This is a genomic window from Sphingobacterium kitahiroshimense (genome assembly GCF_025961315.1).
Lineage (GTDB): Bacteria > Bacteroidota > Bacteroidia > Sphingobacteriales > Sphingobacteriaceae > Sphingobacterium > Sphingobacterium anhuiense.
This window is the reverse complement of sequence record NZ_JAOQNK010000001.1, coordinates 2,941,322-2,953,692: the sequence shown is the minus strand read 5'-3', so window position 1 is coordinate 2,953,692 and position 12,371 is coordinate 2,941,322. Positions and strand designations below refer to the sequence as shown.

Below are 12,371 nucleotides of genomic sequence, written 5' to 3'. Positions count from 1 at the left end.
TGGGATTACTTATTTTTAAATCAAGTTTTTATGCTCCGTATTTTTAGACAAATAGCACTTTGGGAAGCTGTTTCAACCATTTGTTTGTTTTTCTTTGCTATGCCGATGAAATATTTTTTTGAAACGCCCGAAGCGGTGAGAATTGCAGGCTCGATTCATGGCTTTTTTGTCGTCATATTTGTCATCATGTTGATCATGTGCACAGTAGAATATAAATGGAACTGGAAAAGACCATTGACTTATTTTGTCTTATCTCTAATTCCTATTGTAGGTTTCTGGGTAGAATTGGATGTGAAGAAGATTATTAATGGACAAAAGAAATAGAAAATAAAAAAGGATGATTTATTCATCCTTTTTTATTTTATCAATACCTACATAAGCATAAGTAATTTCGGTGCGTCCGTGCGGTGTTGGTGTGCCTTCTTTATTAAGGTTGACAAAAACTAATTTGTCGATGGATAGAATTGTTTTTCTCGTAATTTTGTTGCGAACCTCACATCTCATCGTGATGGATGTTGTACCAAAATTAGTTGCTTCTATTCCTAATTCTATAATATCACCTTGTTGAGCCGAACTGACGAAATTGATTTCAGAAATATACTTCGTTACTACATGTGAATTTGCCAATTGCACAATTGCATAGATAACGGCCTCTTCATCAATCCATCTCAATAGGGTCCCCCCAAATAGTGAACCGTTAGGGTTTAAGTCTTCTGGTTTTACCCATTTTCTTGTATAGAAATTCATGTTTTATTTTGGGCTTGGTTTGTTGAAAAAGAAAGGGGAAAATTTTATTTTCCCCTTTTTAGTATTTTAAGCGTGAATTGCTCTATTCGAAGTTGCGGCTAACGCAGCTTCTTTTATTGCTTCCGTATATGTCGGGTGTGCATGGCAAATGCGACCGATATCTTCTGCTGATGCGCGATATTCCATCGCTACGACTGCTTCTGCAATCATATCAGCAGCTCTTGGTCCAATCATATGTACGCCAATAACTTCATCAGTTTCAGCATCAGCTAATATTTTTACAAAACCATCCGTATCCATCGAAGCTTTGGCACGACCAGAAGCTTTGAATGAGAATGAACCCGTCTTGTATTTAACACCAGCTTCTTTTAATTGCTCTTCTGTTTTACCTACAGAGGCAACTTCAGGCCATGTGTAAACAACACCAGGAATTAAATTATAATCGATATGTGGTTTTTGACCAACAATGCTTTCTGCTACGAAGATACCTTCATCTTCTGCTTTGTGCGCTAGCATAGCACCTTTGACAACGTCTCCAATTGCGTATACACCTGGAACGATTGTTTCTAAATGATCGTTCACTGTGATTTTTTTACCTCTTTCTTCAACAGTGATGCCGATATTTTCTAAACCTAAATTATCCGTATAAGCAGTACGTCCTACAGCTACGATACAGTAATCACCTTCTAATGAGATGATTTCACCTTTAGGGTTTTCAGCCGTCACAGTTACAGTTTTACCTTTTGAAGTTGCTCCTGTTACTTTGTGGCCAGTATAGAACTCCATACCAACTGATTTTTTCAAAACGCGTTGTAATTCTTTACCTAAACCACCATCCATAGTTCCGATGATTGATTTTGCAAATTCTACAACAGATACTTTAGAACCAAGACGAGCGTAAACAGAACCCAACTCAAGGCCAATAACACCACCACCGATTACGATTAAGTGTTTAGGAATTTCTGTTAAATTTAAAGCTTCTGTCGAAGTAATAATTCTTTTTTTATCAACAGGTAAGAATGGTAAATAAGTAGGTTTCGAACCTGTAGCAATAATTACATTTTTACCTGTAATTTGCTCAGAAGTACCATCATCTTTTGTGATTTTAATGGTGTTCTTATCTACAAATGAACCAATTCCTTGGAAACTTTCAACTTTGTTCTTTTTGAATAGGTATGTGATACCTGCAGTATTTTGATTGATAACATCGTCTTTACGAGCAATCATCTTCTTAATATCAACTTTTAAATTGCTTAAGCTAATACCATGTGCTTCGAAAGAATGTGCAGCATTGTGGTAATGCTCAGATGAATCTAATAAAGCCTTTGAAGGAATACAACCTACATTTAAACAAGTTCCTCCAAAAGTGTTATACTTCTCAATTACAGCAGTTTTTAACCCTAATTGTGCACAACGGATTGCTGCTACATATCCGCCTGGTCCACTTCCAATTACTATTACGTCGTATTGCATCTATTACGTTTTAAATGTTTGAGCAAATTTAGTCATAATTAACATTATAGGAAATCTATTTTGTTAAAAACGTGTATAAATTTGAAATAGTAGTCTCGTTATAATGTCATAAAAAAAGGCATCCCTATTTAAGGAATGCCTCATTGAAATATTTCTGAATGATTATTCTGCAACAATCTTTCCTTGCATTACACCGTAATGTCCTGGAAAGCTACAGATGAAATCATAAGTTCCTTTTTCTAACGTGAAGGTGATTTTATCTGTTTCACCTGGACCTAATAATTTTGTATGTGCAATTACAGAAGAAAGTGCTGATTTAGGTACATATTCATCTGCTTGAGCACCAGCTGCTTCAGCGCCAAAAGTCGCTAGGTCAGTTCCTGGTTTTAAAATGACAACATTATGCCCCATAGATTCTTTAGGCATAGTACCAGCATTCTTAAAATTTAACTCAACGCTCTCTCCAGCTTTTACGCGGAATAGGTTTTTATCATATTTCATTGCATCATTACCTTCTAAAGCTAATGTATTAGAAAGCTCTACATTCTCAATTCCAGGGATTTTTTCTGTTTCTGTTTCAGCAACCTCTGGAGTTGTTTGTTCAGTTGTTGAACTGGTTTCTTTTTTCGTTGAATCGCCACCGCAAGAAGCAAAGGCTACTGCTAAGGCAATAACTGGTAAAACAAATAATTTTTTCATTATGTTAATTATATTTTTACTAAAAATAAGGAAAATATTGCTTTTAATTGTATTTTTTGCGTAACATTTTTTCTATCATTTCATGTAGGTGGTTTGGATCGAAAGGTTTTCCAATCACATTGTTCGCTCCAGCATCAAGAGCTTCCTGTTGTTCTGCCTCAAGCACAGATGCGGATATCGATATGATGAGAATATTCGAAATTGCTGGATTATCATGCTGTCTGATTCTACGGATAGTCTCAAAACCGCTCATAATAGGCATATGTGAATCCATGAAAATAATGTCAAAATCTTCACTTTCTACCTTTTCAAGTGCGGCTTTACCATTATTCGCAGTTTTAATTTCACAGTTCCAAGTTCTGAGGATATTAGCAAGCATGAAACTATTCAATTCATTGTCTTCTGCCACTAGAATTTTTAAATTATCGAAACTTTTGAGTTCTGAGTATAGTATTTTTTCAGGTTTAGACTTTGTGACTGCATTTGTTCTGTCAAACCAGCAGTCAAATGTAAATTTACTCCCTTTTCCATAAGTACTAACAGCAGTAACTTTTCCTCCTAACAATATGGAGAGTTTTTTCACAATTGCTAAACCAAGACCTGTTCCTCCAAATTTTTTCGTGATTCCATCCTCACCCTGTTCGAATGCAAAAAAGATTTTCTCCAAAGAATGTTCCGGTATACCTATTCCAGTGTCGGTAACTTGAAATTGTAGGTGAAGTTTTGAAACATTGCTATCAATTAAATTGATATTTAAAGTGATACTGCCTTCTGCAGTAAATTTGAAACTATTTGATATGAAATTGGTGAGAATTTGTTTTAATCGCAATGGATCTGCTAAGAAAAAACTATCTATTTTTTCATCGATATAAATAGAAAAATTTAGACCTTGATGAATCGCTTTATGTACAAATAGATTTTTGAGGTCGTCTGTTATATCATGTACGGAGGTGGGTTCAATTTCTAGTTTCATCATTCCGGAATCAAATTTGGAAAGATCTAAAATATCATTTACGATATTAAGTAAATTGAGCGATGCACTATTTAACTTATTGACCCAATCTTGTTGTTCAAGTGAAAGCGGTGAGTTTTTTAACATTTGAGCGATCCCCATCACACCATTGATTGGTGTTCTAATTTCATGACTCATATTTGCTAGAAAAGTTTCTTTGGATTTTCGGGCTAATTCTGCCTCTTCCTTTGCTCGTATAAGTTCTTCTTTGGAGTTCTCTAAAGCCTGATTTTTTTCTTTAATCTCGTTTTGAGTTTGCACCTGCTGAATAAAGGATTTTACTTTAGCAATGGTGATTTCAGGACTTAGCGGTTTATAAAGGTAGTCGACAGCCCCACTGTTCAATCCTTGAATGAGATATTTTTCCTCTTTAGATATAGCCGTAACCATGATGGCAATAATGTGGCTGGTTTTCGGATTATGCTTGATAAGCTCCACAAATTCGAACCCATTAATGTCTGGCATTTGTACATCAACCAATGCAATATCAATGTTTTGTTTATAGCAGATACGAAGTGCTTCATTAGGATCTTGACTACTGATAATATTGATACCTACAATATCATTTAATAATGCTGTAAGGCTAATGAGATTTTCAATTTTATCATCAACTATTAATAAGTTTATATTCTTCATTATACTAGTCCATTTAAATGATCAATGTACTTTACAATTTCTTCTGTTGTATAAATATGATGTTGAGCATGTAAATCGATAGCGGCTTGAGGCATTGTAGGAACTTCTGCAGAATCTGGATGTTGTACTATACATATTCCGCCCCTATTTTTAATTGCTAATAAGCCTTTTGCACCATCTTGATTCGCTCCCGAAAACAAAATTGCGATACAGTTCTCTTTATAAACTTCGGATGCTGATTCAAATGTGACATCAATCGAAGGCCTTGAAAATTGGACGGGTTCTGAATTATCTAATGCAAGTTTGAAATCAGGTTCTATCAATAAATGGTAACCAGGGGGCGCAAAATAAACCTTTCCTCCTTGAATCTGTTCTTTATCTTCAGCCGATTTAATTTGTAGGGCATAGTTTTTTTTTAAAACTTGCTCAAAATTAGATTCAAATTTTGGGTTACGATGAACGATTACAAGTATTGGAATCTGAAAGTTCTTCGGTATTGATTTTAATAGATTTAAAATCACACCAAAACCTCCGGCAGATCCTCCCAACAGTAATATTTTATTGCCCTTATTCATATACGGCTAATTTTTTTAATGCGTGTTCGTTTTAGTGTTATTATTAAGCTCGTTTATAGCGTTAATGAAATCTTTGTTATGTACTGGATCTCGCCCGCTTACGAAATAGCTTATTCCATATGATATTTCTTACGCTATTTTTTGATAGATATTGTTTTTTTTATCAATTAACTTGAATCGGTTTGCGTGCTTATAGTTGATTAGGGATTCTTTTGATCCTAAGCATAGAAATCCTAATTTGCACAAAGAATCATAAAAAAGATCAAGAACTTTTTCTTGTAATTTAAGATCAAAGTAGATTAATACATTTCTACATGTAATTAATTGAAATTCATTAAAAACACCATCAGAAATTAAATTGTGAATAGAAAATAGTATATTTTTTTTTAGATCATTCTGAATGGTGGCCGCATCATACATCGCGGTATAATACTCGGATAAAGAATGTTCAGTTTTTGTTTTAATATAATTTTCGGAATACTCCTTAAGCTTTGTTAAGGTGTAAATACCTTTTTTTGCTTTTTCTATAACCTGCGAATTAATATCAGTACCATATATAAACGATCTGTTGAGTAAATTAGCTTCTTTTAGTAAGATAGCTAGGGAATAAACTTCTTCGCCTGTAGAACAGCCAGCACTCCATATTTTTATATGTGGATAAGTTTCCAGATAGGGGAACAGTTTTGTGGTTACAGATGAATAAAAGTCGGGGTCCCGAAACATCTCTGTAACATTTACCGTCATTTCTGGGATGAAATAATGTATAAAACCTTCCTGATTGATCAGATTTGATTTAAGACCAACGACATCCAGTTTATTAATATCCATGATGCGGGTAACTCGTCTTTTTAAAGATGCTTTTGAATATCCAGAGATATCTAATCCATGGAAATTTTTTATGATTTCTATAACGTCGTCTAATTCGGAATAGTCTAACATATCTAATTCTATTTAACTAACCCAAACACGGATCAATGAAATTAATTTGTCAATATCAATAGGCTTACTGACATAGTCATTGGCACCCGCTTCGATAGCTTTTTCTTTATCACCTTTCATCGCTTTTGCTGTTATGGCAATGATGGGTAACTCCTGATACTTTTTATTTTTACGGATATTGGCAATGGCTTCATATCCATCCATAACGGGCATCATAATATCCATTAATACCAGATCAATGTTATTTTCTAAATTGAGAATATCAAGCGCTTCCTGACCATTATTGGCAATTTCAACATGAATATTTAAACTTTCAAATGCACTTGTTAACGCAAAGATATTTCGCATATCATCATCTGCTAATAAAATTGTTTTGTTTTCTAATGTTTTTTCAAGTTGAAAATCATTTGCTTTATCAATTATCCTCGATTTATTTTCTGTTTTCTGGTCAATTTTATTCAGGAAAAGGCGTACTTCGTCTACTAATCTGTCGTTTGACTTGGCAGATTTTAAAACCATAGCTTGTGAGTGTTTTAAAATTCTAGTAGTCTGTTCAGAGGTCAATTCCATCGCCGTGTTGATGATGATAGGAGTTTCATTGTATGTCTCTAAGGATTTTATTTCGTCTAGTAATTCTAACCCTGATTTATCTGGAAGATTTAAATCTAAAATAATACAATCGTAATTATTCGCTTTATTCTTCAATAATTCAAGAGCTTTATTGGCATCATAGGCTTGATCTACGGTTAGTTTTTCATCTTTTAGCCCGTGCTTAATAAAATCGCTTTGTACTTTTTGGTCTTCAATAAGTAAAACTCTTTTCATAACATTTGAAAGCATGGATTGAATTTTTTCAAACGTGTTTTGAAGAGTTTTTTCAGAAACGGGCTTAGCCATAAATCCAATTGCTCCAGCATTGATTGGTTCATTGTCCAAATAGGTGCCCGCAGACATCATATGTACAGGTATTGAGGAGGTCTCCCGATTTGCTTTTAAAACTTTGAGTACATTCCAGCCATCAATTTTAGGAAGCATAATATCCAAAATAATCGCCTTTGGTCTTAGTGCCATTGCCTTTTCTAATCCTTCTTCTCCGTCATGGGCAAGTATGACACGGTAATGATATGCTTCGGCATAATCCTTTAGTATTTCTGCAAAAATCAAATCATCTTCAATGATCAACAAGGTATTCAGGTCATCCGGATTTCGAATTATATCTTTATTTTCTGGTAACAGTATTGAATCATCGGTTTCAGTGGACGGGATTATTTTTTCCGTATGTTCCTCATTAGATTTAAGTGTTTGAATGGTACCAGGTGCAGTACGTAGTGGCAATGTAAAGATAAAGGTGCTTCCTACTCCGATTTCACTCGATAATGTGATTCGACCACCTAGTAATTTTGCAGTTTCTCTACATATTGATAATCCTAAACCAGTTCCACCATATTTGCGGCTTGTAGAACCATCTTCTTGTCTAAAAGCTTCGAATATGAGTTTTTGTTTATCAGCAGCAATGCCAATTCCAGAATCGATAACTTTAAAAGTAAGTTCATCACCCTTATTTATATCAATATGAAGTGTTACATTTCCATTAGGATTGGTGAATTTGAAAGCATTTGATAGTAAGTTTTTCAAGATCTGCTGGATCCGATATTCATCCGAATAAAAATGAGTAGGCACATCGGGAGAAAGAGCTATCTTGAAATTTATTCCTTTGTCTTCCGCAGTATTCTTGAAGAAATTTAAGATATAATCGATGAGATCTTTGTTGTCAATGTTCTCTTGTGCCAGTTCCACTTTGCCCGATTCTATCTTAGCAAGATCAAGTAAGTCATTGATTAAATGAAGTAAATCAGTTCCTGCATTATGGATCACACTGGCATATTTGATTTGTTCACTAGTTAGATTGTCTAGTTTATTATCTTGTAATAATTTTGCTAATATTAAAATACTATTTAAAGGCGTACGCAATTCATGGCTCATGTTTGCCATGAATTCTGATTTGTAATTTGAGGCTGACTCGACCTCTTTGATTTTTAAAGCAATGTTATCTTTTGCTTTTTCTAATTCATTATTCTGCTCCTGTAGTAATTTAGCTTTTTCATCCAGTTCATTATTTGTTTGTACGAGCTCCTCTTGCTGTACTCTCAATTCCTCTTCGGATGCTTCTAGCAAATTCGTTTTATAACTTAATTCCTCATTCGTTGTTCTCAGTTCCTCCTGTTGCGCTTCTAATTCTTCCGTTTGTTGCTGTAATTCTTCATAGAGTTCCGCCATCTTTGAATGCGCTTGCGCAACTTTCAAACTAACAGCTAATATTTTGCTAACGCGGTGTAAATATTCAATATTTTCATTTTCATTCTTTTTGTCTTTTGGACATACTAATTCAATTATACCAATAGATTGTTCTTCATATACGATCGGAATAAGATAGAGATTCGTTTCAAATTGATCAATTAACGAAGACGCAATCTGATATTTGTTTGCATTTACATCGCGAATGATCGTTAATTTTTGATTATTAATCACATCACTGAGTATCCCATCTCCTTCTGAAATAAAAGTTTTAATAGGGACATCTAATGGGATTCCTTTATTTGCTAATAGGGAAAAAAGGGTACTATTTTCTTTTTTGACATATACTGTACCAGCAAGAGAGGAAGTCGTTTTACAGATATTATCGAGTCCTATCGTTGCAATTTGTTTTTCATTAAAATCGCCTCGTAGGTTGTGGTCTAAAGTGTTGATGTTATTTAAAATGGAGTTGTCTTGTTCAACTTTAGAGGTTAATTTTAAAAGGGCTGTATTGGACTTCTTTTCATCAATTATACTCTTTTTTAATGTTTTAAAAACATTAAGAACAATGATGAATATATAGATCATGATTGCTAGACCCACAAAAACTAAAAAGTAAGTTAAATACCTGATATTTTCTAATCTATCTGTTGATTTTTTAATTAATTCTTTTCTTTTATCGATTAAGTCTTTGGAGATTATAGAAATCTGATTTTGAATATCAGCTCGTTTATTGTTTACATTTAGCGCTTTAAATTTGTTTTCCTTACTTAACGAGATGGCTCGCTCGAAGTCATAGAAATCTAAAATGGTATTTTTTAAATTATTTAGCTTGTTAGCATCAAATGTGTAGTAGCTGTCCTTTTTGCTTAAGTTTTTTATAGTTTCAAGGACCACAGTTATTTCACCAGCATAGGGTGCAAATACACTTGCATTTTTTTCTGTATAAAACTTAAGTTTTGCATCATTTACTCGGGCAACACTATTCTTGATATTATCGATGAGATCAAACTTTGCTTCTGCTTTTTGTATAAGGTCTTGTTCATGAGCCGTACTTTTATCCAATTGGATGAAAAATAATAACGATGCCGAAAGTATGATTAGAAATGAAAATATAATTCCAATGATGAGTTGTTGTTGAAAACGTAGCTTTTTCATCTTGATATAAGAGTAATATTTTTTGATAACACGTTAAAATAATACGCTAATTGACATTAGAGTAATAGCATAATAATTTTCTGATTTCTTTTGATTCCTTATTTATCATTCAAATGCGTCAAAGAAAGCTGTTCTTTAGCGTTTTTCAATAATTTTTAAGGGAAAAGTGGCAAATTAGAAATCAATGCTAGTTCTAAGTAAAAGTAGTAAAAAAATGAGGAAGTACTCGTAGTTTTTGAGGTTAATATTTGGAAGTTGAGTTTGGTTGTATTTTACTTTATTTACACTTTTTAAATTGTTTTGGCTCATGTTTGATCATAATTTGATATCTTTAAGACAATTACTATTTAATTAATCTAATCAAATGGATCCAAATTTTTCTTTCGCTTTAATGATTATAGGCTGTATTGTAGCCTTGTTTCTATTGCTTTATTTATTACCTGTAAATCTTTGGTTTACCGCACAGCTTTCTAATGTTAAAATTAGTTTATTGAACTTGGTTTTGATGCGATTACGTAAAGTACCACCTTCTTTGGTCACTAACGCAATGATAATCTCAACAAAAGCAGGGCTAAACATCACATCTAATGAAATTGAAACCCATTATTTGGCGGGGGGAAATGTTAATAGAGTAATTAAAGCTTTAATATCCGCCGATAAGGCAAATATTCCTTTGAGTTTCAAGCTTGCTACAGCTATTGATTTGGCTGGTCGTGATGTATTTGATGCTGTGCAGTTATCAGTAAATCCTCAAGTTATTAATACACCTCCAGTGGCAGCTGTTGCTAAAGATGGAATTCAATTAATAGCGAAAGCAAGAGTAACTGTTCGCGCCAATATCAATCAATTAGTTGGTGGTGCCGGCGAAGAAACTATCTTAGCGCGTGTTGGTGAAGGTATCGTAACAACGATAGGCTCGTCGGAAAGCCATAAGCAGGTCTTAGAAAATCCAGATCGAATCTCTAAAACTGTTCTTTCAAAAGGACTTGATAGCGGTACGGCATTTGAAATATTATCTATTGATATTGCAGATATAGATATCGGTGAAAACGTAGGAGCAAAATTGCAGACAGATCAAGCTGAAGCTGATTTGAAAGTTGCTAATGCAAGAGCAGAAGAGCGTAGAGCAATGGCTGTTGCAAGTGAACAAGAGATGCGTGCCAAGGCACAGGAAGCAAGAGCGAAAGTTATTGAAGCCGAAGCACAGTTACCATTAGCTATGGCGGAAGCTTTTAGAAATGGAAATTTGGGTGTAATGGATTATTATAAGATGCAAAATATACAGGCAGATACAGACATGCGAACTTCTATTTCCAAACCTGGACATGATACCAGAGGACAGCAGAAAGATTAAAAGCTGATGTAACAGATTTTTTATACGAATCAACAACCGATTGCAGTTAAAATGCAATCGGTTGTTTTTTTTTAAATATTTTGGACTGTTCTATATTCCTATTCCTATCATTATATTTAGTGCTATAATTAATTATTATAAACATGAAATCAATAAAAAAGTTATTATTTCTCTTCCTTTCTTTGAATCTGACGCTAGCTTACGCACAGTCTTTGACATCGGGAAAAGAGAATTTTGTCCCTATTGGAGGTAATAGTTGGGAGTATCCGAATAGCAATCATAGAGAATCTATTGTAAAGAATGGAAAGATTGAAAATTGGAAAGACAATAAACGGACAGTAAAAACATTTGTTCGCTTTGGTAAAACTGGTCAGGTAAATCTTTCCGTTCAGGTACTTGAAGCCAATGCTGGTGGGAAATTCACTTTTACATTCGCTGGTAAAAGCGTTGATGTAACAATAGAACCGAATCAAAAAGGACTGATCAATGTTGCTGATTTTAGTATTGCGGATACCGGATATCACGCAATTGAATTAAAAGCAAAAACTACAGCTTCATTGTATCCGACAATAGGTGGTTACGTTTTGAAAGGAACAGCTTCCGATGGTCAAATGAACTATGTTAAAGATAATGAAGATAATTTCTTCTACTGGGGTAGAAGAGGGCCGTCAACCCACATGGGATATCAACAACCGAAAGATAAGAATATAGAATATTATTATAACGAAGTTACTGTTCCAAAGGGTAGTGATGTGGAAGGATCTTATTTTATGTCCAATGGTTTTAATGTAGGATATTTTGGTATGCAGGTAAATAGCAGTACAGAACGTCGTGTCTTATTCTCCGTATGGAGTCCTTTTACAACAGATGATCCTAAAGAAATTCCTGATGACCATAAGATTATTTTGAAAACAAAAGGTCAAACTGTTCATACAGGCGAATTCGGAAACGAAGGCTCTGGTGGACAAAGCTATTTGAAATTTAATTGGAAAGCCGGAAGTACTTATAAATTCTTATTGCGAGGTAGACCTATTGCAAATAATTATACTGCTTATACTGCTTGGTTTTATGCGCCTGAAGTAGGTAAATGGCAAATTATAGCCGAATTTGAACGTCCTCAGACGAATCAATATTTAACAGGCTTTCATTCTTTCTTAGAAAATTTTAACCCTGATCAAGGTATTTATCAACGGGAGGTACAGTTTTCAAATCAATGGGTAGCCGATGACAAAGGGGACTGGTTCGAATGTACTGAAGGTAGATTTACCATTGATAATACTGGCCGTAAAGGTTACCGTATGGACTATGCCGGTGGCGTAAATGAGAAAGGGTTTTATTTAAAGAATTTTGGGTTCTTTAATAAGTATGTTCCGTTTGGTAGTAAATTTATTAGAAAAGCAACAAGAGTGAAGCCTAATATTGATTTCAAATCACTTCCAAGATAATAACGTTTTTTTAAGGAATTATAGCTGTAAATAGTTTA

General features: G+C 34.1%; 10 protein-coding genes. 3 read left to right on the top strand and 7 right to left on the bottom strand.

From position 1 onward, the window contains the following. The first annotated feature begins 30 nt into the window (after positions 1 to 30). Positions 31 to 324, top strand: coding sequence for a DUF3817 domain-containing protein (locus M2265_RS13100; protein WP_232789346.1), 294 nt, complete (start codon positions 31 to 33; stop codon positions 322 to 324). A gap of 18 nt (positions 325 to 342) precedes the next feature. On the opposite strand, the gene M2265_RS13095 is transcribed toward M2265_RS13100, so the two are convergent. From M2265_RS13095 to M2265_RS13065, 7 genes are all read right to left on the bottom strand, one after another. Beyond that, on the bottom strand, positions 343 to 747 hold the full coding sequence (locus tag M2265_RS13095) for an acyl-CoA thioesterase (RefSeq protein ID WP_021188803.1): 405 nt from the start codon (positions 745 to 747) through the stop codon (positions 343 to 345). A 66-nt stretch (positions 748 to 813) separates the two neighbouring features. After that, positions 814 to 2,220, bottom strand: a complete 1,407-nt coding sequence (gene lpdA / locus M2265_RS13090) for a dihydrolipoyl dehydrogenase (RefSeq protein WP_021188804.1) — start codon at positions 2,218 to 2,220, stop codon at positions 814 to 816. Positions 2,221 to 2,382: 162 nt separating this feature from the next. Continuing rightward, a complete protein-coding gene (locus M2265_RS13085; protein ID WP_021188805.1) occupies positions 2,383 to 2,919 on the bottom strand; it encodes a plastocyanin/azurin family copper-binding protein in 537 nt (178 codons plus the stop codon). 43 nt (positions 2,920 to 2,962) lie between these two features. Beyond that, on the bottom strand, positions 2,963 to 4,567 hold the full coding sequence (locus M2265_RS13080) for a response regulator (RefSeq protein ID WP_132772340.1): 1,605 nt from the start codon (positions 4,565 to 4,567) through the stop codon (positions 2,963 to 2,965). Beyond that, entirely contained in the window at positions 4,567 to 5,142 is a 576-nt protein-coding gene (locus M2265_RS13075) for a chemotaxis protein CheB (RefSeq protein WP_021188807.1), read from the bottom strand. Before M2265_RS13075 ends, M2265_RS13080 begins: the two co-directional genes overlap by 1 nt. Before the next feature lie 129 nt (positions 5,143 to 5,271). Beyond that, positions 5,272 to 6,081: a CheR family methyltransferase gene (locus M2265_RS13070; protein WP_132772339.1), complete on the bottom strand. Its 810-nt coding sequence runs from the start codon at positions 6,079 to 6,081 to the stop codon at positions 5,272 to 5,274. A 12-nt stretch (positions 6,082 to 6,093) separates the two neighbouring features. Then, positions 6,094 to 9,534, bottom strand: a complete 3,441-nt coding sequence (locus tag M2265_RS13065) for a response regulator (RefSeq protein ID WP_132772337.1) — start codon at positions 9,532 to 9,534, stop codon at positions 6,094 to 6,096. Between the two features lie 364 nt (positions 9,535 to 9,898). Between M2265_RS13065 and floA the strand changes: the two genes are divergently transcribed. Both floA and M2265_RS13055 read left to right on the top strand, forming a co-directional pair. Continuing rightward, a complete protein-coding gene (floA, locus tag M2265_RS13060; RefSeq protein ID WP_021188810.1) occupies positions 9,899 to 10,888 on the top strand; it encodes a flotillin-like protein FloA in 990 nt (329 codons plus the stop codon). Positions 10,889 to 11,031: 143 nt separating this feature from the next. Continuing rightward, positions 11,032 to 12,333, top strand: coding sequence for a DUF3472 domain-containing protein (locus tag M2265_RS13055; RefSeq protein ID WP_132772335.1), 1,302 nt, complete (start codon positions 11,032 to 11,034; stop codon positions 12,331 to 12,333). Positions 12,334 to 12,371: the final 38 nt, after the last annotated feature.